The following is a 24,745-nucleotide window of genomic DNA, read 5'->3' as shown; positions in this document are numbered from 1 at the left end:
ACAGAATGGATGTTAAAAATCTGATTCCTTATCCTGAAAGCCTTCCAGCACCTGCGCAGATTTTTATTTTCCTTGAACAGTTATTTTTCCTGATTCATATCGTACTTGTGAATTCTATTCTTGGTTTGAGTCTTATAACAATTTATAAGGCATTTAAATCCTCTGAAAGCATGGAGAGGGATAAATCAATTGCAAAGCAGATCCCCATTCTTTTTGCCTTTGCAATAAACATGGCAATTCCAGCACTTTTGTTCATCCAGGTTGTTTTTGGTCATCTCTTTTATACGAGCTCTGTTATTATAGGAACTTTCTGGATAATGATTATTCCTCTGCTCGTAATCGCTTACTATTCGTCCTATTTTCATTATAAGAAATTTAAAAACTCAGGACTGGCAAAGTCTTCGCTTTTAATTGTAATTTTTATAATGTTTTACATTGCTTTTATTCTGGTCAACAATCTATCTCTTATGGAAGAGCCTGAACAGTGGAAAAAATACTTTGAAAACAGAACTGGAACAATACTTATGTGGAATACATTGAGCATATACCCGAGATACTTACATTTTATAATTGGTAGTATTGCCATAGGAGGACTATTTTATAGCCTCTATTACAAATTCCGAAAGGATATGGAACAAAAACTGCAAAATCTGAAAATTAAAGAGGGTTTGAAGATATTCAGTTATGCCACCATGTTTCAGATTTTTGCTGGAATTCTGTTTCTTCTGAGTCTTCCTGAGAGAGTCTTACTTAACTTTATTGGTGGTGATTTTCTGGCAACCATAGTATTTGTTTCAGGGATTATATTTGCTATAATTGCATTATTTTCAGGACTAAAGGAGAAACTCTCTGCCACAGCTTTTTTTCTTTTTTTAACCCTTATTGCTATGATAATAAATCGGTACCACCTGAGAATATTTCAGCTTGGCGAAAACTTCCGTATCGCTGAGTTCAAGGTCATGCCTCAGTGGGATGTTTTCGTCATATTCCTTCTGATTCTTGTTGCTGGCATAGCAGTTATTCTTTACATGCTTAGGGTTGCCTTTTTTAGAGAGGGCAAAGTATGAACTATCCTGTCTGGGAACTTTACTATCTTAACTCTGGAACACTGGTAGCAATAATTGCAGTGTTACATGTATTTATATCCCACTTTGCCGTGGGTGGTGGGATATTCCTATGGCTTACAGATCTTAAAAGCGTAAAAGAGGGCAATGCTGCTTTAAGACAGTATGTGCGGAGACATATTTGGTTTTTCCTGCTTCTTACAATGGTTTTTGGTGGAGTTTCAGGTGTTGGGATATGGTTTATAATTGCTCTTTCAAGTCCATGGGCTACTTCTGTGCTTATTCATACCTTTGTTTTTGCCTGGGCAATTGAGTGGGTCTTCTTCATTGTGGAGATTGTATCACTGCTTATTTATCACTACAAATTTGACAAACTTTCAGATAAAAACCGTTTAAGAATTGCCTTTATCTACGCAGCTTCAGCTTGGTTAAGCCTTTTTGTAATAAATGGAATTATAACATTCATGCTCACACCAGGGCAGTGGCTTGTAACTTATAATTTCTGGGATGGATTTTTCAATCCCACCAATCTTCCAGGACTGTTTTTCAGAACTGCTATATGCATAATGTTTGCAGGACTTTTTGGTTTTGTTACCGCAGTATTTGAAAAGGATGAAACTCTGAGGCAAAAACTTCTCAGATACTGTGCAAAATGGCTTTATGTTCCCATTCCATTCCTCATAATTTCGGGGTTATGGTATTTCTATTCGGTTCCAGAAAATGCAAGACTTACAAATTTTGTCCTTAATCAACAAACTGCCATTGCTTTAAACGTATTCATAGTTTCCTCAGTCTTACTTTATCTTTTAGCATTAATCTTGATATTTAAAACCTCAACTGCTTTGAATAGGGCTGCAGTTTTTTTGCTTTTGCTAATCGGGCTTTCCTGGATTGGCGGCTTTGAATACATGAGAGAGTACGCAAGAAAACCCTATGTAATTTATAGATACATGTACTCTCCTTCTATTTTGGTCACAGATGAAGAAAGGCTAAGCAGAGAAGGATTTCTCAAACATGCGAAATGGAGTCCTGTTAAAGAAATCACTGAAAAAAACAAACTCCTTGCAGGTAAAGAACTATTTAATCTTCAATGTTTAAGCTGCCATACAATCAGAGGGGTTAAAAACGATATTGTTGAAAAAACAAAAGGGCTTACAAAGCTTGGAATACTATCCCAGCTTTATGGTCAGGGCAAAATTCGTGATTACATGCCCAAGTTTATAGGGGCAGAAAAGGAGATGGAGGCTCTGGCAGACTTTTTAGCAAGCCTACATGCTAAAGGGGAAAGCAAAACTGTAGATTTTAAGCCAGAGAAAGAGAGAGTCAGCATTCCATCCTTCAATCCTGCTAAGGATGAATATGTCCTGCTTGCCTGGAGTACACTCGGTGAGAAATGCATAACTGATTCAGACAGATGGTTTTCATTCCTCTATCCAGGAAGTGCCTTTCAGGCAGTGCTCATAAAAAGAGGTGTGAAGCCAGAGATTGTCTCAGAGGACATAGAAATTCATTATGAAGTTCAGAAAGGATATGAGAATCCATCAAGACATAGTGAGTTCTGGAGATACTCAGAGTTTTTGAAAGGCAAAAAGCTGCCTGAAAATACAGGAGTTACCGGTAAAGGTCTCCGTGGAGTCTTTGATTATGATAAGGAGAAAAACATATTCTCCGTTGAGGGAGTTCCAGTCTTACCTTACAGAGATGATGGAACATTCAATCCCTATCCAGTTTTTGAAGCAAAGGCATTGCAGAAGTCTACAGGAAAGGTTTTACAGAGCACAAAATTTGTTGCTCCTGTTTCAACGGAGCTAAGATGCTTTGAGTGTCATGGTGGTGCTCTAAGATGGAATGGCATTTCAGGTATATCCGATGAGACTGCCAGAAATATCTTAAGAGTTCATGACAGAAATCACGGAACAAAGCTTCTTGAAAGTGCTCTTAAAGGAAAACCTATGATGTGTCAGAAGTGCCACGAGGATTTTATAGTTAAATCAAAGGGAATAAAGGGACACAATAGTTTTTCAGCCTCCATGCATGGCTGGCATGCTAACTACATACCATGGAAAGATGAGAGAGCCTGTAACTACTGCCATCCCAATGATGCAAAAGGAAACACGAGATGTAATAGAGATATCCATTCAAAGCTTGGAATTGGCTGTACTAAGTGTCATGGAAGACTTGATGAGCATGCCTCAGCAGTTTTACTCTCTCAGGAAGGGAAAAGAACCGCTCAGCTTCTTGTCAGAAATCTAAAGCCTGAAACACCAATCTCAGAGATAAATCCAAGAAAGCCATGGATACAGCAGCCTGATTGCCTTAGCTGTCATGTGGGATTTCAGAAGCCTGCTAAGAATGTAAGAGCCTTCAATAAATGGATAACAGATGCTGCAGGTCTTTACAGAAACAGAAAAGAAAACACTGGAAAAATCCCTTGTATTGCCTGTCACAGCTCTCCCCATGCAATTTATCCTGCTTTCAATGAGTTTGGAAAAAACAGAGACAATATTCAACCTATGCAGTATCAAGGTATGCCTCTTCCAATCTCATCGGAGATGAAGTGTGAGGTATGCCATAAGGTGAAAATGCAGGGCTCTCCTCATCATGCAAACATGTTAAGAGCCTTCCGAAATAAAAAAGCTTTACAGTAAGTGATAATTTTGTTAAAATGAAATAACCTTTTCTGTCATTGCGAGCTTTTCCCCTGTCATTCCGAGGGGCTCAATGCCCCGAGGAATCTCTGAGTCTTTCAATACAGAAAAAACGGAGGAGATTCCTCGCTTCGCTCGGGATGACACTTCTTTTTGTAATCCCGAGGCAAAGCCGAGGGATCTTCCGATGGATGTCTGAAATAGTGAGAACGAAGGGGAGTCCTCGCCTGCTATAACGCAGGCTCGAAATGACAAGAAAGGGGTGAATGATAAAGAATGGGTAGGCTTGCATTGATGAATAAGAGGTTAGGATATATAAAATCTTATAAGTCTTTTCCTACAATTACAACAATGTACCCCTGTGTATTAAGAATTCTTTGTGTCACTCTTTTTATGTCTTCCTTTGTCACTTTTTCAATATATTCGGGATATTTTGTTATATAATTATCCCCGAGACCATAAAAATCAATAACTGGTAGGAACTCGCTGATTTTTTTCATTGTATCAATTCTTAATGGAAAGCTTCCAGTAAGGAATGACTTTGCCTCTTTTAGTTCTTCATCAGTCACTTCTTTTTCTTTCATTTTTTTAATTTCTTCAATAATTAATTTTATTACATCCTGAGTGTTTTCTTTTTTCGTCTTCACTTCTACATAAAAGGCTCCAGGCATTAAATAAGGAGAAAATGTGCTATAAACTGAATAGGCAAGGCCTCGCTCTTCTCTAACCTGTTTTGCAAGTCTTGATGTTAGCCCGCCTCCACCAAGGATATAGTTCATAACGCTTAAAGCATAAAAATCAGGGTCCTGTCTTGAAATCCCTTCAAAACCAAGAACTACCGTTGATTGAGTTAAATCCTGTCTTTTTACATAAATTTTTAATGGTTCATTTCTTTCTTTAAATGAAGGAGGATTTACTATGCGATTGTAAAGACTTCCTTGCCACAGGGAAATGGGTTTTTCAATAAGCTCTTTTAATTCTCTTTCATCTATACTACCAACAACAGAGAAAACCATTGCCTGAGGATTATAAAATTTTTTATAAAAATCTAATATATCATGCCTTGTAATGTTTCTGAGTTCCTCAGGCTCACCTTCAACAGGTCTTCCATAGGGATGTTTATTAAAAAGCTGTTTAATAAAGGTTTTATAAGCTATATAAGAAGGGTCTTCCTCCAACTGCTTTAAAGATTTTTCAACTCTCGCAAGTTCTTTTTTTAGCTCCTCTTCAGGAAATGTTGGATTCATAAGGACATCAAAAAATAAGTTTAAAGCTTCTTTTAAATGTCTCTTCGTTGTCGCAAGGGTAAGCATCGTATAGTCATGGGTAATTTTTTTGTCAATTGAAATTGCAAGGAAATCAATTTTATCTTCAATCTGCTGTGCAGTCATTGTTTTTGTGCCATGAGTAAGCAAGTGTGCTGTGAGATAGGCAACTGAGGGCTTAGACTCATCCAGTGGAGATGCTGGAATTAAAACAGATACATAAACAATGGGAATGCTATCCCTGTAAAGATATTTAATTTTTGCTCCGTTTCCCAGTTTAAAGGTTTTAAAATCCATAGTTGTAGCTCCTGCTATGGAATAAAAAAATAAAGTCAAAACGCATATTATTAAAAATTTTTTCATTCTGGTAAAAGCACTCCTACTGAGAGATTATCAAAGTTAAAATACTTTTTTGCTACTTCCTGAACATCCCTTGCTGTTACTTTCATTATATCTTCCTTATATTTTTCAATAAGCCTCCAACTTCCAAGAATTTCAAATTTACCGAGATAAAGAGCATGTCCGAAAACAGAGTCCTGACTAAAAAGAAAAGATGCTTCTATCTGATTTTTTGCTTTTTCAATCTCTGCTTCCGTAGGAGGTTCACTTTTTATCTTTTCAATTTCTTCCTTTATAATTCTTTCAACTTCGTCAACTTTCTCTGGAGTTTTAATATAAGCTACTACAAAAAATAAAAATCCATCTCTGCTTAATGGTGAATTGCTTGTTGAAACATCTACTGCCAGTGCCTTTTCTGTAACAAGGGTTCTGTAAAGCCTTGAACTTTTACCCTCTCCCAATATTGTGCTTAAAATCTCAAGAGCAATGCTATCTTTATTGGGATAAGCAGGAACTTTATAGCTTAAAACAAGCACTGGTAGATGAGTCTGTCTTTTCAGTATAACTCTCTTTTGTCCGTATTGTTTTGGTTCATGAAAAGTTTTTCTTAAAACACTGCAGGATGGAATATCTTCAAATTTCTCTTTTATTTTTTCTTTCACTTCATCAATCCTTATGTCTCCTGCAACAATTATAAAGGCATTACCAGGGCAGTAATATTCATGATAGTATCTTTTCAGGTCATCAAGACTGATAGATTTAATATCATCAGTCCAGCCAATTACAGGCTTACGATATGGATGATCTTTAAAAGCCAATCCAATAACTTCTTCAATTATCAGGCTTTCAGGATCATCTTCATATCGCTGTCTTCGCTCTTCAAGAACTATCTTTTTTTCAAGTTCAAAGTCTTCAGAATTAAAAAGAAGATTTGCCATTCTGTCAGACTCAAGATCAATTGAAGTTTGCAACTTTGAAGGAGAAAGCTTCTGGAAATAAACTGTATAATCCTTCGTTGTAAAAGCATTATCAATTCCACCTTGAGCCTGAATTATTTTTGAAAACACATTTCCTGGATAGTTTTTACTTCCTCTGAACATCATGTGTTCAAGAAGATGGCTTATTCCTGATTTGCCCTCTGGTTCATCTATTGAACCAACTTTATACCATACCTGAAAGGTTGCTACAGGAGATGAAGTATCTTTAATAAATATCACTTTGAGTCCATTTTTTAAGACTTCTTCTTTAACTTCAGAGAAACTCATAAGTGGAAATATTAAAACAAAGATTAAAGATATTACAAGATGTCTCATTTTATTCCAAACTTCTCTGCAATTTCTTTAATGGTCTCTTTTAAAGTACTAAGGTCAGATGATTTAACAACATAGGCATCTGATGCCCATATTGAAAAATCATCCCTGTAATCATAGGCAGTAAGCATTATTACAGGAACACTGGGATTTTTCTGTTTCAGCTGTCTTAAAACCTGAATTCCGTCAATATCAGGCATCATTATATCAAGAGTCACCATATCTGGTTTTTCTGATTCAAAAAGTTCAAGGGCTTCACGACCAGAATTCGCTGTGACAACCTCATATCCTTCATCTTCAAGTTCAGCTTTATAAAGCATAAGTATGTTTTTCTCATCATCAACTACCAGAATTTTCATTATCCCCTCCTTCTTTATGTATTGGCAAAAAAACTTTAAATGTTGTTCCTTTACTGAGTTCGCTTTCTACCTTAATTATACCACCATGCTCTTCAACAATTCTTTTCACAATTGCAAGTCCAAGTCCTGTGCCAGTTGTTTTTGTGGTGAAAAAGGGATCAAATATTCTCTTTAAATTTGCCTTTTCTATTCCGCATCCGGTATCTTCAACTTCAATTATGAAATACTCTTTACCTGCATCTGCCTCTACCGGTAATTTATCTGCCTTATGTATTTTTAAAGTTATACTTCCATTTTTTGTTGCTTCATTGGCATTTGAGATCAGGTTTAAAAGCACCTCTTTCAATTTATCATAGTTGCCGAGCACTTTAAAGTTGTTATTTATCGTCAATTTAAATTCATTGTTATTGTCTTTCAGCGTAGATTCAACAAAGTTGACCACATCACCCACAAGCTGATTGATTTCAAAAGATTCCTTGCCAATTGGGTAAGGCTTTACGAAGCTTAATATTTCATTGAGAATTCTTTCAAGCCTTCTTACTTCTTCAATGATTACTTTTATATACTCCTGTGATTTTTCATCCTTCAGCTCTTTATTAAGTCTTTTAGCAAATCCACCTATTGCAAGTAAGGGATTCCTTATTTCATGAGCAACCTTTGCTGCCATTTCTCCAAGTGCTGCCATCTTTTCCATTGATATTATTCTTTCTTTTAAATTCTTGAGTTCTGTTATATTCTTTGCTACATTAATAGTTCCTATTAGAATACCATTTTTATCAAATATTGGAGAACTTGAAAGAAGATAAACACCATCAAGATAGTTTTCTTCAAGCTCTCCCACTTGGGGAATTCCAGTTTCCATTGCTTTTCTATGAGGACATTCTTCCAGCGGATAAGAAGTCTTATGAATAAGTTTAAAACATTTTTTGCCAATTACTTCATTCTCTTTTAATCCAACAGCCTCAAGAAATGAGCGATTGACCTTTTTTATTGTATAGGTATCATCAGTGTAATAAATAAGGTCTGTTATTGAATTAAAAAGCATCTCAAGCTCTTTTTCTGCCTGTTCTATTTTGTCAAATATCCAGGCATTTTCTATTGCACCTGCCACCTGGTCAGCAAATCCTTTCAAAAAATTAATATCTTGTTCAGTAATGGGTTTTCTTGTATAAAGATTGTCAACCCATACTGCTCCTATTGCCTTGTCTTTAGAGATAAGAGGTGTAACTGCATAGGCAAAGCTTCCAAGTTGCTGAATTATAACAGGGTCTGCTTCTTCTTTGTGAACATCTTTGATGTTAAAGACTTTTTTTTCTTTTACAGCTCGCACAATCGGTGTATTTTCACTTAATGGTATGGAGATGTTTTTACAGAGTCTTTCAAGAAAGCTATCTTCTTCAAACTCTCTTCTGCTTAATTCATCAAGAACCTCAAAGAGAGTTTTCTTTTCTCGTGACATGCTTGACCATATATGCCAGGCTTCTTCATAACTGGAAGGACCTACTGCCATAACTCCCCGTAAAGAATTGCTTTCTTCATCAACAAGAAACAGCACTGCTCTGTTAAACCCGAGTCCTTCACCCATTGTAATTACTGTAAGTATAATTCTTAGAAGTTTATTCAGTTCTAAGGTGCTTCTTACAGCAGAGCTTATAAAGAGAATCTTTGTAAGTTCTTCGTTTCTTCTTATGAGGTCTCTTTCAAGCTTTTTCTTTTCTGTAATATCTCTTATTATTCTGCTGACTCCCACTATTTGTCCCCTTGAATTCTTTATCGGAGACATGGTAAGACTTACTTCTATGATTTTATTTTCCTTTGTTACCATGACTGTTTCTATATCTTTTAATGTTTCATCCTGTTTAATTTTTTCAAAATATATTTTTTCCATCTCTCGTAAGAAATCAGGAATAACAGGTAAAGGTTTCCCGATAACTTCCTCCTTTGCATAACCAAAAATATTTTCTGCGCCTTTATTCCAGGCGGTCACAATATTATCTAAATCAGTGGCTATTATTGCATCAGCAGAACTCTGAATCAGGCTTTCAAGATAACTTTTAAGCTCCTCTATCTGAGCCATTGCCTTTGTATTTTGCATTTCTCTCTCTTTAAGTTCTTTGAACCTAAGGGATTTAAGAATAATTAGTGAGGCTATTGCTGAAAAAAGCTCTCCTACTGCAATGTCTTCTTCTGTAAATTCTCCAAACCCTTCTTCTGAGTCAAGTTTATTGTAAACAAGAATTGTACCAATATTTTCCTGTTGCATTTTTAATGGAATACATATTGCTGAGTAAGCAGGTATATCAAGCTCATATTTTTCAAGTTGAGCTTTATTAAATGTTTTAACTTTGCCTTCCTTTAAAACTTTTCCACATATTCCTTCATCAGACTTAATAACAGTTTTATCGGAATTAACGTTGTAAGCGGCAGTGATATATAAATATCCATTTCTAATCAGTCTTACGATACCTGCCTGAGCATTCATAAGCTCACAGACATAGTAAATAAGTCTTTCAAGAAGAATCTCAGTATCCTCGTATATTTCAAGAAGTTTTATAAGCTCAAATAATGCCTGTCTTTCCTTCATTTATTAATCCTTTATAAAGTTCCAAATATTTTTTACAGGAATTGCTCCAGGAGAAATCTCTTTTCATGGCTTCATAAATGATTCTGGAAAATCTGTTTTTGTCCTCGTAGGCTGAGCAAAATTGCTTAACTGCTTCTGTTAAAGCTTCTGCACTGTATTCATCAAAGAGGAAACCTGTTACTCCATCCTCAACTGTGTCTGAAAGTCCTCCAGTTCGTCTGCATACTGGAGGCGTGCCATATCTCATAGCAATAAGCTGACTCAAACCGCATGGTTCATATCTTGATGGAACGAGCAAACTATCTGCACCAGCATATATTTTATGAGCTAAAGCTTCGTCAAATCCTACAAAAGCATATATTTTTGAGGGATAATTATTTTGAAGTTCTCTGATTTTATTTTCATAATAGGCTTCGCCTGTTCCTTCAAATATAAAGCTTACTCCTTTTTCAATTAACCCTGGTATGGCATCAACAATTATATCAATACCTTTTTGGTAGGTGAGTCTCCCTATAAAGGCTATTAGAGGGTTTTGTATGGAGCATTTTAAATTAGTAAAACTCAGTAAATATTGTTTGTTTTTTTGTTTATCACTTATGTTGCCAGTTCCATAATTTTGAACAATAAATGGGTCTTTTTCAGGATTCCATATTTTGTAGTCAATTCCATTTATAATGCCCACAAGGCTTTCTTTTCTCTTTCTTAACACTCCGTCAAGTCCTGCTCCGTATTCAGGAGTCAGAATCTCTTTTGCATATGTGGGACTCACAGTGGTAATTATATCGGCATTGAAAAGTCCTACTTTAAGAAAGTTAACCATTCCGTAAAATTCAAATCCATCTATATGAAACATCTCCTGGCCAAAGCCTGTTATCTCAAGTTTTTCACGGGGGAATATGCCCTGATACCCAAGATTGTGAATGGTTAATACGGTTTTTGTTCTTTCAAAGCAGCTGCATTCTTTGTAAAACGTTTTCAGATAAAGAGGAACCAGAGCTGTATGCCAGTCATGGCAGTGAATTATGTCAAATTTTAAATTCATGACTTTACAAATCTCAAGAACTGCTCTGGAAAAAAATACAAATCTTTCTGCGTTATCAAGATACTCACCATGATTTGTTCCATAAAGTTCGTCTCTATCAAAGAAGTCGTTATGCTCAATAAAAAACAGATTTCCCTCAGTTGAAGCTTCAATCTTTAAGTTGTCTTCCTCATCAAAAGAAACTCTTGCAGTTCTTACAGCACCAAAACGCTTAGTTGAACCAACAGCAACTCCATAAACTATTCCTGCATTTACTGTAGATGAAAAAAAGTTCTGTCTTGTTGTTCTGTAAAAGGGAAGAAACACTGTTACATCAATTCCTGCTTTTATAAATTCTTTGAAAAGAGCTCCCACAACATCACCAAGACCTCCTGTTTTTGAAAAGGGATAAGCCTCTGCTGAAACAAGAGCAATCTTCATATTTTAGCCTCCCTCATAAACTGAGCAGCTTCTTCAGGAGGAGTTGGATTTATAAAAAATCCAGAACCCCATTCAAATCCTGCAGTTTTTGTGAGCTTTGGAATTATCTCAATATGCCAGTGATAGTATTCATTTATCTCATCTTGGAAAGGAGATGTGTGAAGAACATAGTTATAGGGAGGAGTTTCAAGCACAGCATCAAGTTTTTTAAGTGTTGTCTGAAGAGCATCTGCAAGAAGACTGAAGCTTTTTTCTCTTGGCTCAAAACGAGACTCATGCCTTTTTGGCAGAATCCATGTTTCAAAAGGCTCTCTTGGTGCAAAGGGAGAAAGCACTATATAAGCGTCATTTTGATAGATTATTCTTTTTTCAAATTCAAGCTCCTGCGCTATTATATCACAGAAAATGCATCTGTCTCTCAACTCAAAATACTTCCTTGCAGAATTCATCTCATCTTTTACAATCTGAGGAACAATGGGTAAAGCAATTAACTGACTATGGGTGTGCTCAATTGATGCTCCTGCTGCTTCACCTTCATTTTTAAAAACAAGGACATATTTAAAGCGTATGTCTTTTTTAAGGTCAGTAATTCTAAAATAATAAGCCCACAAAACATCTTCAACTGCCTTAAGGGATATTGTAGAAAGTGAGGCAAGATGGTCAGGTGTTTCAATGATTACTTCATGAGCGCCAATTCCGTTCATTTTATCGTAAATTCCTTCTCCTCTTTTATTGAGATCTCCATGAATCTGCAAAGCTGGGAATTTATTTGGAACAACTCTGAGACTCCATCCAGGTGTGTTTGGCGCAGTGTTGGGAGGTCTGAAAGCAATAATTTCATTTGGAGCCGTATGTTCATTCCCCGGGCAGAATGGACAGAATCCTTTTATTTTTCTTTTCTGACTGACAGGTGCAAAATCTGAAGGTCTTTTACCTCTTTCAACAGCTATAATAACCCATCTTCCTGATATTGGATCTCTTCTCAGTTCTGACATGCATTCCTCCATTGATTAAGTTTCTGGATAACGTCACAAAACTGCTTTTCATTTTGTATAATTATACCATTGTGGCAAGACTTTTTCACTATAAGATTGTAAACAATGCCTTTGGAGACCCTTGCGTTTTTGTAAGGCTTCTCAGGGAAAGGAGAGCTTTGCTTTTTGATGTAGGAGATATAAGAAAAATTCCATTTAATGAAATACTCAAAGTAAGCGATATCTTTGTAACTCATACCCATATTGATCATTTTATAGGATTTGATCAGGTAATAAGAGCTGTTTTAAGAAGAGCTGAACCTTTGAGAGTTTACGGACCTGACAGTATTATAGATTGCGTTTATGGAAAACTCAAGGGGTATACGTGGAATCTCGTTTCAGATTATCCATTATCAATTGAGGTTTATGCAATTACAGAAAAAAAGATAAAAAGAGCAAGATTTCTGGCTTCTCAGAAATTCAAAATTGAAAAATTGCCGAGTCTTCCAAAGCAAGAATTCATTCTTAAGGAGCCTCTTTTTAAAGTTAAAGCTCTTGTTTTATCCCATGGAATACCTGTTATAGCCTACTGTATTGAAGAGGATTTTCATATAAATATTGACAAAGTAAAGCTTGAAAAAAAAGGCTTTGTCGTAGGTCCCTGGCTTGGAGAGCTTAAAAAGCTGATTAAACTTCACTATGATTATGAGCCTTATGGGATGCTTAAGCCCAAAAATCCCTCAATTAAATTGAAGGTCAATACTCCAAAAGGAGAGTTTGGCTTGGAAGAGCTTTTTGAGATTGTAAATATTACAAAGGGAGAAAAAATCTCTTATGTAATGGATGTGGCGCCTCTGGAAGAAAACATTCAGAAAATAATAGATTTTGTAAAAGGTTCTGATGTTCTATTCTGTGAAGCCTACTTTTTAAGTAAAGACATGGAGAGAGCAATTGAAAGAAATCATCTGACCGCTGCATTAACTGGCAAAATTGCAAGGCAGGCAGAAGTTAAAGAGCTTGTGATACTACATATTTCTCCAAAATATATTGAAAATCCGGAGGAAGTTTACAGAGAGGTGGAATTATCAAGGTTTCAAGATTTACAGTAAAATTAATTATATATTTTTTAGTTTTCTTTGCCTCTTTAACTCAGTTGATCAGTGCTTTTTTTCTTTACAAAAATGCTGAACAAGCTACAGAGCAATCTCTTCAGATGCAGGCAATAGGAATTACAATAACTCTTAACAGTGTTCTACAGGCTTCTGATATTGGCCAGATTAAAAAACAGAGTAGCACAATCTTTTCAGAAATCTTACTGGATGAGAGATGGGAGGGGGTTGCCTTTATAGCTCTTTACAGTCAAGAAGGAAATGTGGTATTTCATTCAAATCCCGCACTGATAGGAAAAAAATTTCAGGAAGTAATCGCAGTTTTTCAGGAGAAAACTCCCTATTATCATTATCTTGTTCTGGGCACAGGAGAAAAAGTTTTTATTTCGGATACAAAAATAGTTCTCCGTGGGCTACCCTATCTTTTAAGAGTTGCTTTACATACATATCCAGCTGAGGCTATTTTAAGAAATGCAAAAATACATATACTTTTTATGGCTTTTACAGCAGTATTCCTTATTCTGGCAGGTTTTTTCACAGCAATACTTCTAAATAAAATAGAAAAAATGCAGATTAAAATGCGGGAGCTTGAAAATCTTTCAATGCTTTCACGAGTTTTAGCCCATGAAATAAGAAACCCCCTTGGAAGCATAAAGGGATTTGCCCAGTATCTTATGAAAAAGATTTCAGAGGCTTCTTTAAAAGAGTATCTTGAAATAATTGTAAAGGAGAGTTTGAGGCTTGAAAGACTTACTGAAGAGCTATCACAGTATGCAAATCCTCAAAGTATTAGCCTGCAGAGGGTTAATCTCAAAGAATTAATTCATGAAACTGTCTTGCCTTTTACAATTGAGCACAGGGAGATATTTTTTGATTTAGACTTAGATGAACTATACCTGAACACGGACAGAGATAAAATAACACAAATTTTAAGCAATATTCTTCAGAACTCTGTTTTTGCCGTATCAGAAACAGAGGATAAAAGAATCAGTATAAAAGCAAAAAAAATCAATGGTAAAATAAAAATTGAAATATCTGATACAGGAACTGGAATGGATGAAGAGACTTTAAAAAAAGCCCAGGAGCCTTTTTTTACGACAAAGCCAAAAGGTACAGGATTGGGGCTTGCAATAGTAAGTCGTCTTTGTGAGGTTTTAAATATTAATCTGGAAATTAAAAGCAAAGAAGGACAGGGAACAAAAGTATGGTTGACAATGCCAGAATCGTTATAGTTGAAGATGACTCCTCCTTTGCCTCCCTTCTTAAAACAATTCTTGAAGAAGAAGGCTACACGGTAAAGGTATTTAACGATCCTCAGATAGCCTTAAAAAATATTGGGAGTTTTTCTCCTCATCTCATAATTACAGATTTAAAGATGCCAAAAATGGATGGTATTGAGTTTATGGAAAAAGCAGAAGATGTTGTAAATACAGAGTTTATTGTAATAACAGCTTATGGCACGATCCCTTCTGCAGTAGAAGCAATAAAAAAGGGCGCAATTGATTATATCACAAAGCCTCTTTCATCCCCTGAAGAATTTTTAAAACGCATAGAAAAAGTTTTAAAGACATGGCATTACAGTGAAGAACTTGAACTACCTCCATATGAGATTCTCTTTGCAGGAATTGAAGAGGTCTATCAGATGGTTAAAGAAGTGGCAAAGACAGATACTACAGTAATTCTCTATGGTGAAACAGGAACAGGTAAATCAGCTATTGCAAAGGCAATTCACATTATGAGCGGCAAGAAAGGTGCTTTTGTTGAGATAAACTGTGCATCAATTCCTGAAACATTAATAGAAAGCGAGCTTTTCGGCTATGAAAAAGGTGCTTTCTCAGGAGCAATAAAGCAAAAACCTGGTAAAATTGAGCTTGCCCAGAATGGAACTCTATTTCTTGATGAAATAGGGGAATTAACTCTCTCAATTCAGGCAAAATTTTTAAAAGTGCTGCAGGACAAAAGCTTTGAAAGAGTTGGTGGGCTTCAGACTCTTAAAACAAATGCAAGATTTATTACTGCAACAAACAGAGACTTAAAACAGCTTGTAAAAGATGGAAAATTCAGGGAAGATTTATATTTCAGGCTCAATGTCTTTCCAATTACCATTCCTCCTTTAAGAGAAAGAAGACAGCATATAACTAAAATTGCTGATTATCTTATAGAAAGGATTTCTAAAAAGCTTGGAAAGGAACCAAAAAGATTGAACAAAAAATCTGTAGAAACGATCAAGAATTACTCCTTTCCGGGAAATATAAGAGAGCTTGAGAACATTCTTGAAAGAGCAATAATTCTCTCAAAAACAGAGGAGATTGAGATAAAAATTGAAAAAGAGGAAAAATCAGAAGATAATAATCTTAAAAGTCTTGAAAAAAAAGCAATAATAGAAGCTTTGAAAAAAACCAGTGGCAATAAAAAAATGGCATCCCGATTACTTGGTATTTCTTTAAGAACTCTTTACAATAAAATTAAAGAATTCGGATTGGAATAGCTTTTTGTCTGGTGAGTTCTTCTAATGCAACATTTAATCCTTCTTTCTTAAGTTCAGAGAAAATTTTTCTTCTTATAACCTTTGGTAAAGCCTCAGGAGCAAACACTCCCTGCTCGAGAGACTGAATTTTCTTTATAAATTTAGCCATAATGCCAGCTATCAAAGCAGTAGGATAAGAAACATGGGTAGAGCCAGGAGCAATTCTTATAAGTTCTTTAATTGAAGGAAAAATTAAGTAACCTCTTAATGTTTTTCTTTCTCCCTGTATTTTTCCAGAGGTCTCTACAACAAGACCAAAGGTTGCTTCTTCAAGCACTCCTTCCTTTACTTTCTGGATAATTTCTTTTATTGAAGCAACCCGTTTGGTGATTTTTAAAAGAATTTCATAGGGAGAAACATTAACTCCGTTAATTTTCAGTGAATTTTCACTTAAAAGTCCCATATTATAAAGAGCCATGAGAAACTCTATATCAGAACCTGCAGATTTAAGGTTTACATTTTTTACTTTGAGAAATCTTGGTAGAGTGGAAACTTCATCTCCGTAAACAAGATAGGCTTTTCTTCTACCTATGGGTTCTGGATAACTGTAATATTCAGGCTCATCAAAAGGTTCACGGAATTTAAATTTTCCTTTTTCATAGATCAGAGGAGGAGATAGAATATCACTGAACAAAACCTTTGGTGACCACGACCATATTGTTCCAGGTGGTCTTTGATCTTCAAAAATTCTAATTTTAATGATGTCCAGACTTTCAAATTTTGAAGCAAGCTCCCCGGCAATTAGGTTTGTCAAGCCAGGACTTATCCCTGTATTTATTAAACCAACAATTCCTTTTCTTTTAAATTCCTGAGAGTATTCAAGCTGTTCAGGATTTATCAAGTCTTCAAGATTTGAAGCAAGATCCTGGTAATTAACAGCATGTTTCAAGGCAATCTCTATTATTTTTCTGTTAATTGCAGGGGTTGCTGAATTTATTACGAGATCCACATCTTTGATTAATTTTTCTAAAGTAGAGTTGTCATTTACTGAAATTCTATGGAGAGTTAATCTTTTAGTGTCTGCAAATTCTTTGAGCCTTCTAAGATTTCTAATGCTTTTATCAGCGCACTTTATTGTAAAATCTGTTTTTTCAAGAAAATACCTGCAAAGAAAAAATCCAACTGCACCAACGCCAATTACAGCAATCTTCATAAATTCTAATTACTCCTCTTTCCATCCATACTTTCCTATTAGTGGGACAAAGGCTACTGGAATCAGATAATGCCTTTCTATTTCGCCGTCTTTTTTTATAGCTTTAAGCATATACTGAGAGTATCTTTCACCAACAGGTGCAACAATAATGCCATACTCTTTTAGTTGTGCAATAAGTGGTTCGGGTATATCTGGAGTTGCTGCAGTTATAATTATTCTATCAAATGGAGCCTCTTCTGGTATTCCTTCTGTGCCATCTCTGATATAAACTTTGATATTTTTAATTCCGAGATTTTCAAATCTTTTTTTCGCAGCAATAGCCAGTGGTTCAACTCTTTCAACGGTATGAACTTCTTTTGCAAGTTCAGCAAGAATTGCAGCCTGATATCCAGAACCTGTTCCTATTTCCAGAACCTTTTCTTCTCCTTTAAGTTCAAGTAATTCTGTCATTAAAGCAACAATGTATGGCTGAGAAATAGTCTGACCATGACCAATTGGAAGAGCTCTATCATCATATGCGCTATCAATGATGTCCTCTGGTATGAAGAGATGTCTCGGAATCTTTTTCATTACCTCAATAACCCTTTTATCCCTGATGCCTCTTTCAATGATCTGGGTTTCAACCATCCATTCTCTTAAATGTTTGTATTTATCCATAGAAAAATCAACCGAGTTTAAATAACTTTTTAATCAATTCTGCTGCCACGGGATTCATAAGAGTAAGAGCTATCAAGTTTATAATGATGAGGAATTTAAGAGTTAAATCGATCTTGTTAATTTTACTGGACAATTCAGCTTTGTCTTTCTCTATTTTTTCATATAATGCATCTATTTTACCGAGAAGTTCAGTTTTGTCTTTCTCTATTTTACCGAGAAGTTCAGCTTTGTCTTTCTCTATTTTACCGAGAAGTTCAGCTTTGTCTTTCTCTATTTTACCGAGAAGTTCAGTTTTGTCTTTCTCTGTCTTACTAAGAAGTTCAGCTTTGTCTTTCTCTATTTTACCGAGAAGTTCAGTTTTGTCTTTCTCTGTCTTACCGAGAAGTTCAGTTTTGTCTTTCTCCATCTTGCTAAGTAACTCAGTTTTGTCTTTTTCTGTTTTTTCGTATAATGCCTCTATTTTACCGAGAAGTTCAGTTTTGTCTTTCTCTGTCTTACCGAGAAGTTCAGTTTTGTCTTTCTCCATCTTGCTAAGTAACTCAGTTTTGTCTTTTTCTGTTTTTTCGTATAATGCCTCTATTTTACCGAGAAGTTCAGTTTTGTCTTTCTCTGTCTTACCGAGAAGTTCAGTTTTGTCTTTCTCTGTCTTACCGAGAAGTTCAGTTTTGTCTTTCTCCATCTTGCTAAGTAACTCAGTTTTGTCTTTTTCTGTTTTTTCGTATAATGCCTCTATTTTACCAAGCAACTCTGTTCTCAGAATTTCTAAATCTTTCTTTGTTGCAACCTCTCTTAATAATTCTTCTTTTAATTCTTCTTTTGTTTCATACCATTTTTGGTAAATTTCATCGGCAGTGACTTTTTCAAATGATTTCAATAAAGTTTTAGCATCTTCCCGTCCAAAAGTTTTCTCAAATATTTCAAATACTTCTATTGGCAATGTTACAGGCATAAACTCCTCCTTTTTTGTTAATTATAACATTTAACCGCGTCTTAGTATCTCTCTTGCTACAAGAATACCAGATACTGAAGCTTGAATCAAGCCCCTGCTGATACCTGCTCCATCTCCTGCAGCAAAAAGATTATCTATTTCTGTTTCAAGACTTTCAGTAAGTTTAAGCCTCATACTGTAAAGTTTAATCTCCACTCCGTAAAGAAGTGTATGATTTGAATTTATACCTGGCATAATCCTGTCAAGGGCTTCAAGCATTTCAAGAATATTTACCAGATACCGATATGGTAAAACAAAACTGAGATCACCTGCAGTAGCATCTTTAAGGGTAGGGTGAACAGGATTTTTAAGAATTCTCTCATGGGTTGATCTTCTACCCTTTTTAAGATCGCCAAGTCTTTGAATTAAAACTCCCTGTCCAAGATAATTTGCCAGTCTTGCAATACTCTGTCCATAAAGAATTGGTTCACGGAAAGGTTCTGTAAAGTATGTGCTTGAAAGAATTGCGAAGTTGGTGTTGTCTGTTTTTTTATTTGCATAACTGTGCCCATTTACGGTCCATATTCCATTTATGTTTTCTCTTACAACTTCGCCATAGGGATTTACACAGAATGTTCTTACCATATCATCAAAAGTTTTTGAATAATAAATAAACTTTGGCTCGTAACAGACTCTGGTAAGCTCATCACAAACTGAAGCAGGAACTTCCACTCTAACACCAATATCAACAGGATTAAGCTCTGTATTTAATTTCAGCCTTTTTGCCTCTTCTCTTAACCAGCTACTTCCTGCTCTTCCAGGTGCGAGAACGATGTATTTTGCATAGAATCTTCTTTTATCTTTAAGCTCAATCCCTAAAGCTTTTGTTCTGTTTATAATGATTTTGAAGGCTTCAGAATCAAAGATTATATCAACTTTTTCTGAAAGCTCCTCCTTTATTGCTTTAAGAATTTCAGCACATCTTTCTGTTCCAATGTGTCTTATTTTTGATGGAATAAAAAGAATTCCATTTTTTGCTGCCTGATTTTTGATTTTTTCAGCTACCTTAGGCTCAGGCTCGTAAACTGTTTCTGGAGCACCGTATTTAAGATATATTTTATCAACATAATTAATAAGTTCAACAAGGCTGTCTCTTTCCATGTATTTATCTAAAAATCCTCCAATTTGAGGAGATAAATTCAATTTTCCATCGCTGAAAGCTCCTGCACCACCCCATCCACTTAAAATATCACAAACTGGACAATTGATACACTTTCCTGTTTGCTCCATCGGGCATTTTCTTTTTTCAATGTCTTTGCCCTTTTCAATAATTAAAACTTTTAATGAGGCATTCTTAATTATCTCTAAGGCTGTAAAAATACCGGCAGGTCCTGCACCAATAATAATTACATCATACTTATTCTTCAATGCCATGTCTTCTTAAATACTCCAATGCCTGATAATTTGTTAAATCAATATGAAGTGGAGTAACTGATACATATCCTTCCATTATTGCCTGAATATCTGTTCCTTCCATTTTCTGCCATGATACAATTCCTCCTCCAATCCAGTACTGTTTTTCTCCCCATGGAGAAAAAATTTCATGAATTGAGTTTTCATAGGAACGTTTACCCTGCTTTGTTATTTTAATTCCATTGATTTCCTGTAAAGGTTTATTGGGCAGGTTCACATTCAAGAGTGTATCATGAGGAAGACCCTTTTCAAGAATGAATTTTGCTATCTTTAATGCATAGTAACATGCTGTTTCATATCTGAAAGGTCTTTCGCCAACTATAGATATTGCAAAAGAGGGAACTCCGAGAATTGTTCCTTCAATAGCAGCTGAAACAGTTCCTGAGTATGTTATGTCCTCTCCAAGGTTCGCTCCTTTGTTTATGCCTGACACGATTAAATTAGGTTCACGGGGCAAAAGTTTTTTCACTCCAACAACAACACAGTCAGTAGGAGTGCCGTTTACACTGTAACAGCCCTCTCTTATTAAGTCCACTCGTAGGGGTCTGTGCATTGTAAGAGCATGACTTACAGCAGAACGATCTCTGTCTGGTGCAACAATGTATACTTCACCAAGCTCTTTTAAAGTTTCTGCAAGCGTTTGTATTCCTTTTGAGAAAAAGCCATCATCGTTTGTTACAAGAATTAAAGCCATTAATTACTCCTCAGAGTAATATAGTCTGCTATGTAAAACAGTCGCTCTCTGGCTTCAGAGTCTGGAAACACCTGAAGAGCCTTTTTTGCTTTATCTATATATTGCTTTACTATTTTCATAGATGAATCAATGCAGTTGTATTGTCTGAGATAATTCAAAATCTTTGAAAGATTTTTTTCTGAAAGATTGTCATATTTTATTATGCTTATAATTTCTTCCTTTTCCTGTGCTTTTTTTATCAATTCAATGAGGGGAAGAGTAATTTTGCCTTCCATTAGATCTTTGCCAAGTTTTTTACCAAGTTCTGCTTCATCTGCTATATAATCAAGAATATCATCTACCATCTGAAAAGCTATGCCAATATTATTTCCAAATTCAGTTAAAGCTTGAAGTTTTTCCTGTGATAGCTTACCCAGAATTCCTGCAACTCTGCAGGCAGTGCGAATCAATCCTGCTGTTTTTCCTGTAATTATTTTTAAGTATTCATCAAAAGTTATGCTTGGATCGCCTGCTTTCATAAGCTGGAGAATCTCTCCTTCAGCCATCTGTGAAGTTGCTTGAGATAAAGCTTCCATTATTGGAAGACTTTCCTGTTGAACTGATATGTGCAATGCCTTTGCATAAAGATAATCACCAAGTAAAACTGTAACCTGATTTCCCCATATTTTGTTAGCAGAAGCCTTACCTCTTCTGAGTTCAGCCTCATCAACCACATCATCGTGAAGAAGACTTGCAGTGTGAAGTGCCTCAATTACTGCAGCCAGAATCACTCTTTTGTATCCCCTGTAACCAACAAGGTCAGCACTTAAAAGTAAAAACAATGGACGAAGCCTTTTACCTCCTGAGTTTACAATATATGCTCCTATGGTTGGTATTAAGGAAGCTTCTGACTGGAATATATTCAGAAGCTCTCTTTCTACCATTTTTAATTCATCTTCGTATTGCCTGAATATATCCTGAAAATTCACAGTTTAAACCTCAATTCTTCAGGGTTAAAAATTCCTTTTTCAGTGATTATTGCGGTTATATACTTAGCAGGAGTTACATCAAAGGCAAGATTTATTACCTTAACTCCTTCCGGTGCAATTTTTATACCTCTGATGGTTGTTACTTCTTCTGATGCTCTCTGTTCAATGGGAATCATATCTCCTGATGGTATGCTTAAGTCAATGCTTGACAAGGGAGCTGCTACATAAAAAGGAACATTGTTTTCTCTGCAAAGAACAGCTAAGGAATAAGTACCGATTTTGTTTGCCACATCACCATTTCTTACAGTTCTATCTGTTCCCACAATTGCAAAATCAATCATACCTTTTCTGAGTAAAGCACCGGCTGTGTTGTCGCAGACTAAGGTTACATCAATTCCAGCCTGCATTAGTTCAAAAGCTGTAATACGGGCGCCCTGAAGCACAGGTCTTGTCTCACAGGCAATTACATTAAATTTTATTCCCTTTTCCTTCGCAAGATACATTGGCGCAGTTGCTGTTCCGTATCCACCTGTTGCCAATGCACCGGCATTGCAGTAGGTTATAACAGTGCATCCTTCTTTAAAAAGATGTAAGGCATTTTCACCTATGTGTTTGTTTGTCTGTATGTCTTCTTCATGAATTTTTAAAGCCTCATTTATTACTAAATCTTTGAGTTCAGAGACAGATAAAGATGCATTTTTCTCTATCAGATTTTTAATTCTATCAACAGCCCATTTTATATTTACAGCAGTTGGTCTTGTATTTATGAGTCTTTGAAAAACAGTATTTAAATCGGAAAGAAATTTTTCAGAACAACAGGATTTTAAACCGATTGAGGCAACTGCTACAGCATACGCAGCAGCAATTCCTATCGCAGGAGCTCCTCTTATTGAGAGATTTTCAATCGCCCTTGCAATTTCTTCATAATTGGTACATTTTAAGTATTCAATTTTTTCTGGTAAAAGCCTCTGGTCAAGGATGTAAACAGCACCATTTTCCCATCTTATAGACTGAAGCATAGGCATATTATAACAATTTTTCGCAGGCTAAATCTTTTTTCTAAATGATATAATTAAAAAACAGGGAGTATTTCAATGAGTTCATCTAAGGCTCAAAATGTAGCTTATTTAAATTTATCAGATAAAGAGTTTAATCAAAGGATTGAAAAAGCTTTTGAGATTCTGAAAGATTGCACTCTCTGCCCGAGAAATTGCTATGTTGACAGAACCTCGGGTAGAAAAGGAGCATGTAAAGTTCTTATAAAACCCTATGTTTCAAGCTGGGGACCTCATTTTGGAGAAGAAGCTCCTTTGGTTGGAAGATACGGTTCAGGAACCATATTTTTCGGTTTTTGTAATCTCAGCTGTGTTTACTGTCAGAACTGGACAATAAGTCATCTTGGAGAAGGCGAAGAAATCTCATATGATGAGCTTGCTCAACTTATGATTTTTCTTCAAAATTCAGGCTGTCACAATATAAATCTTGTGACACCCACTCATCAGGTGCCTCAAATTATTAAATCAATTTACATTGCCCGTGAACAGGGACTCAGAATTCCCATTGTTTATAATTGTGGTGGTTATGAAGCTATTGAAACATTGAAAATTCTTGATGGAATCATTGATATTTATATGCCTGATTTTAAATATGCTGATAGTGCTCTGGCTGAAAAGTACTCAAAGGTTAAAAATTATACTGAGTTCGCAAAAAAAGCTTTGAAGGAGATGCACAGGCAGGTTGGAGATCTGATTATAAATGAAGAAGGAGTTGCTGTTAGAGGACTTCTTGTAAGACATCTTGTTTTGCCTAACAATATCGCAGGAACACAGGAGATTGTAAAATTTATTGCAGAGGAAATCTCCAAAAATACATACATAAACATCATGGATCAGTACAGACCATGCTGGCAGGCAGAGGAGTATCCGGAATTAAACAGAAGAATAACGCAAAAGGAGTTTGAAGACGCTGTAAATATGGCTTTAAAATATGGACTAACAAGAATAGATTGTGTTATTTATTCAAAAAGATATTACCACTGGCTGTAAACTTTCAAGATCAAGAACCACAACCGTTGCTTTTCCATAAAGCCAGCCACAGGCTTCACCAGGATTTATGATTAAAGTATTATTTACCTTGCGAATATCAACTTCATGCATATGTCCATAAACGATAAGATCAAATCTACCTGATTGAGCAAGTGCTTCAACTATCTGAGGTTCATGCATCAATGCAATCCTTTTACCATTAATTTCAAATTCTCTTATTTGTGGCTGAATTCTTTCTCCGTACATTTTCTTTAAAAGAACTTTATCTCCATCGTTATTACCAAAAACTCCGTAAAACTCACCATCAAAATCCTTAAAAACTCTCCATGTAAAGGGAGAGACAAAATCACCTGCATGAATTATTGTCTTTACATCATTTTCTTTAAAAATTTTCAATGCCTTTTTTATGTTGTCCATATGATCATGGGTATCAGAGATAATTCCTATTTTCATTTCTTTCCTCCAGATTTATTAAAATTTCTCCAAAAGGTTTTTCCTGATAAGCTCTGGCAATTCTGAGTTTTATTAATTCCAATAATGCAAGAAAAGTCACTATAATTTCAAGCCTTGATGAGTTATGTTCAAAAAGTTCATAAAAAGCTATTGATTTTTTCAATCTCAGTAAACTGAGAATCTGTTCAATTTTTTCCTCAACTTTTATAGTTTCCTTTGGAACATATACTCTCGGCTGAGGTTTATCAACTATTTTCCTTAAAGCCTGTAAAAGGTCAAATATACTCAGCTCCTCAAGAAAAAATTCTTCCTCATGTGATGTATTTCTTGGAAAGGCTAATGACCATACTTCATATCTTTCTTTAAGAATTTTAGAGGCTTCTTTAAAATTCTGATATTCTATTAACTGTGCTACCAGTTCTTTCCTTGGGTCTTCCTCCTCAGGCTCCTGCACTGGAAGAAGCATTTTTGACTTTATATAAATCAATGTAGCTGCCATAAGAAGAAACTCTGAGGCAATTTCAAGGTCAAGCTCTTGCATAAGTTCAAGATATTCAAGATACTGCTTTGTAATTAAAGCAATCGGAATGTCATAGATGTCTATTTTATTCTGCTTAATAAGATGAAGAAGCAAATCTAAAGGACCTTCAAATGTGGGTAAATTAACCTGAATCATTTTATAGTATTTTATCACAATCTTAACTGACATCTCTCTTTTTTTTCCTGTATAATA

At 35.5% G+C, this 24,745-nt stretch carries 21 protein-coding genes; 6 read left to right on the top strand and 15 right to left on the bottom strand.

The annotated features are described in order from the left end of the window. Positions 1-5: 5 nt before the first annotated feature. A complete protein-coding gene (locus V4D30_RS06655; RefSeq protein ID WP_353683543.1) occupies positions 6-1,067 on the top strand; it encodes a hypothetical protein in 1,062 nt (353 codons plus the stop codon). Further along, entirely contained in the window at positions 1,064-3,712 is a 2,649-nt protein-coding gene (locus V4D30_RS06650; RefSeq protein ID WP_353683542.1) for a cytochrome C, read from the top strand. Before V4D30_RS06655 ends, V4D30_RS06650 begins: the two co-directional genes overlap by 4 nt. Positions 3,713-4,035: 323 nt before the next feature. Here the strand turns inward: V4D30_RS06650 and V4D30_RS06645 are convergent, their stop codons facing one another. Genes V4D30_RS06645 through galT form a run of 6 tightly spaced genes read right to left on the bottom strand, consistent with a single transcriptional unit; the run spans position 4,036 to position 12,026 of the window. Then, positions 4,036-5,340, bottom strand: a complete 1,305-nt coding sequence (locus tag V4D30_RS06645) for a pitrilysin family protein (protein WP_353683541.1) — start codon at positions 5,338-5,340, stop codon at positions 4,036-4,038. Beyond that, complete coding sequence (locus V4D30_RS06640; RefSeq protein ID WP_353683540.1) at positions 5,337-6,629, bottom strand: pitrilysin family protein; 1,293 nt, start codon at positions 6,627-6,629, stop codon at positions 5,337-5,339. The genes V4D30_RS06645 and V4D30_RS06640 overlap by 4 nt, the downstream gene beginning before the upstream one ends. Continuing rightward, complete coding sequence (locus V4D30_RS06635; RefSeq protein WP_353683539.1) at positions 6,626-6,985, bottom strand: response regulator; 360 nt, start codon at positions 6,983-6,985, stop codon at positions 6,626-6,628. Before V4D30_RS06635 ends, V4D30_RS06640 begins: the two co-directional genes overlap by 4 nt. Beyond that, positions 6,966-9,569 carry a PAS domain S-box protein gene (locus tag V4D30_RS06630; RefSeq protein ID WP_353683538.1) on the bottom strand — a complete coding sequence of 868 codons (2,604 nt, stop codon included), beginning with the start codon at positions 9,567-9,569 and terminating at the stop codon, positions 6,966-6,968. The genes V4D30_RS06635 and V4D30_RS06630 overlap by 20 nt, the downstream gene beginning before the upstream one ends. Next, positions 9,544-11,031, bottom strand: a complete 1,488-nt coding sequence (gene glgA / locus V4D30_RS06625) for a glycogen synthase GlgA (RefSeq protein ID WP_353683537.1) — start codon at positions 11,029-11,031, stop codon at positions 9,544-9,546. The genes V4D30_RS06630 and glgA overlap by 26 nt, the downstream gene beginning before the upstream one ends. Further along, a complete protein-coding gene (gene galT, locus V4D30_RS06620; RefSeq protein WP_353683536.1) occupies positions 11,028-12,026 on the bottom strand; it encodes a galactose-1-phosphate uridylyltransferase in 999 nt (332 codons plus the stop codon). Before galT ends, glgA begins: the two co-directional genes overlap by 4 nt. Positions 12,027-12,079: 53 nt before the next feature. Here galT and V4D30_RS06615 point away from each other — a divergent pair, with 53 nt between their 5' ends. From V4D30_RS06615 to V4D30_RS06605, 3 genes are read left to right on the top strand one after another with little or no spacing between them, the layout of a single operon-like run. Then, positions 12,080-13,114: a ribonuclease Z gene (locus V4D30_RS06615; protein ID WP_353683535.1), complete on the top strand. Its 1,035-nt coding sequence runs from the start codon at positions 12,080-12,082 to the stop codon at positions 13,112-13,114. A gap of 44 nt (positions 13,115-13,158) precedes the next feature. Continuing rightward, on the top strand, positions 13,159-14,346 hold the full coding sequence (locus V4D30_RS06610) for an ATP-binding protein (protein ID WP_353683534.1): 1,188 nt from the start codon (positions 13,159-13,161) through the stop codon (positions 14,344-14,346). Continuing rightward, positions 14,319-15,602: a sigma-54 dependent transcriptional regulator gene (locus V4D30_RS06605; protein ID WP_353683533.1), complete on the top strand. Its 1,284-nt coding sequence runs from the start codon at positions 14,319-14,321 to the stop codon at positions 15,600-15,602. Before V4D30_RS06610 ends, V4D30_RS06605 begins: the two co-directional genes overlap by 28 nt. Here the strand turns inward: V4D30_RS06605 and V4D30_RS06600 are convergent. From V4D30_RS06600 to mtnA, 7 genes are read right to left on the bottom strand one after another with little or no spacing between them, the layout of a single operon-like run. Then, positions 15,580-16,794 (bottom strand): saccharopine dehydrogenase NADP-binding domain-containing protein, encoded by a 1,215-nt coding sequence (locus V4D30_RS06600; protein WP_353683532.1) that lies wholly within the window; start codon positions 16,792-16,794, stop codon positions 15,580-15,582. The genes V4D30_RS06605 and V4D30_RS06600 overlap by 23 nt on opposite strands. A 9-nt stretch (positions 16,795-16,803) precedes the next feature. Then, entirely contained in the window at positions 16,804-17,451 is a 648-nt protein-coding gene (locus tag V4D30_RS06595; protein ID WP_353683531.1) for a protein-L-isoaspartate(D-aspartate) O-methyltransferase, read from the bottom strand. 7 nt (positions 17,452-17,458) lie between these two features. Continuing rightward, positions 17,459-18,400, bottom strand: a complete 942-nt coding sequence (locus tag V4D30_RS06590) for a hypothetical protein (protein WP_353683530.1) — start codon at positions 18,398-18,400, stop codon at positions 17,459-17,461. 30 nt (positions 18,401-18,430) lie between these two features. Continuing rightward, a complete protein-coding gene (locus V4D30_RS06585; protein WP_353683529.1) occupies positions 18,431-19,813 on the bottom strand; it encodes an NAD(P)/FAD-dependent oxidoreductase in 1,383 nt (460 codons plus the stop codon). Then, positions 19,797-20,546, bottom strand: coding sequence for a 5'/3'-nucleotidase SurE (surE, locus tag V4D30_RS06580; RefSeq protein WP_353683528.1), 750 nt, complete (start codon positions 20,544-20,546; stop codon positions 19,797-19,799). Before surE ends, V4D30_RS06585 begins: the two co-directional genes overlap by 17 nt. Further along, positions 20,546-21,514 carry a polyprenyl synthetase family protein gene (locus V4D30_RS06575; protein WP_353683527.1) on the bottom strand — a complete coding sequence of 323 codons (969 nt, stop codon included), beginning with the start codon at positions 21,512-21,514 and terminating at the stop codon, positions 20,546-20,548. The genes surE and V4D30_RS06575 overlap by 1 nt, the downstream gene beginning before the upstream one ends. Then, entirely contained in the window at positions 21,511-22,539 is a 1,029-nt protein-coding gene (gene mtnA / locus V4D30_RS06570; protein WP_353683526.1) for an S-methyl-5-thioribose-1-phosphate isomerase, read from the bottom strand. Before mtnA ends, V4D30_RS06575 begins: the two co-directional genes overlap by 4 nt. A 69-nt stretch (positions 22,540-22,608) precedes the next feature. Between mtnA and V4D30_RS06565 the strand changes: the two genes are divergently transcribed. Further along, a complete protein-coding gene (locus tag V4D30_RS06565; RefSeq protein ID WP_353683525.1) occupies positions 22,609-23,559 on the top strand; it encodes a radical SAM protein in 951 nt (316 codons plus the stop codon). Here V4D30_RS06565 and V4D30_RS06560 read toward each other — a convergent pair. Together V4D30_RS06560 and V4D30_RS06555 are read right to left on the bottom strand one after the other, a co-directional pair. Beyond that, a complete protein-coding gene (locus V4D30_RS06560; RefSeq protein ID WP_353683524.1) occupies positions 23,533-24,012 on the bottom strand; it encodes a metallophosphoesterase in 480 nt (159 codons plus the stop codon). The genes V4D30_RS06565 and V4D30_RS06560 overlap by 27 nt on opposite strands. After that, positions 23,990-24,721 (bottom strand): segregation/condensation protein A, encoded by a 732-nt coding sequence (locus V4D30_RS06555; protein WP_353683523.1) that lies wholly within the window; start codon positions 24,719-24,721, stop codon positions 23,990-23,992. The genes V4D30_RS06560 and V4D30_RS06555 overlap by 23 nt, the downstream gene beginning before the upstream one ends. Positions 24,722-24,745 lie beyond the last annotated feature (24 nt).

This window comes from Thermodesulfovibrio sp. 3907-1M, from assembly GCF_040450955.1.
GTDB lineage: Bacteria > Nitrospirota > Thermodesulfovibrionia > Thermodesulfovibrionales > Thermodesulfovibrionaceae > Thermodesulfovibrio > Thermodesulfovibrio autotrophicus.
The sequence above is the reverse complement of the archived record's forward strand: the minus strand, read 5'-3'. Positions and strand labels throughout refer to the sequence as shown.